The sequence below is a fragment of the Streptosporangium sp. DT93 genome (assembly GCF_049844535.1).
Taxonomy (GTDB): Bacteria; Actinomycetota; Actinomycetes; order Streptosporangiales; family Streptosporangiaceae; genus Streptosporangium.
The window spans coordinates 1-329 of record NZ_JBNCLF010000090.1; the positions used below are offsets into that span (position 1 = coordinate 1).

The 329-nt window shown below is 68.7% G+C and carries 1 protein-coding gene; it reads left to right on the plus strand.

Features of this window, described 5'->3' with window-relative positions; genetic code table 11:
• On the plus strand, positions 1–329 hold a 329-nt coding region (locus ACLQ2R_RS39615; RefSeq protein WP_425966556.1), incomplete at both ends, for a beta-ketoacyl synthase N-terminal-like domain-containing protein.

Consider the following 329-nt stretch of genomic DNA (forward strand, 5'->3'; position numbering starts at 1 on the left):
CCGGCGGTCACGGTGGACACGGCGTGTTCGTCGTCGTTGGTGGCGTTGCATCTGGCGGTGCAGGCGTTGCGGTCGGGGGAGTGCACGCTCGCGCTCGCCGGCGGCGTCACGGTCATGGGCAGCCCGGACACGTTCGTCTACTTCAGCGGCCAGGGCGGCCTGGCTCGGAACGGCAGGTGCAAGTCGTTCGCCGATGCCGCAGACGGTACGGCCTTGGGTGAGGGCGTGGGTGTGCTCGTGGTGGAGCGGTTGTCGGATGCTCGTCGTCGTGGTCATCGGGTGTTGGCGGTGGTTCGGGGTTCGGCGGTGAATCAGGATGGGGCGTCGAA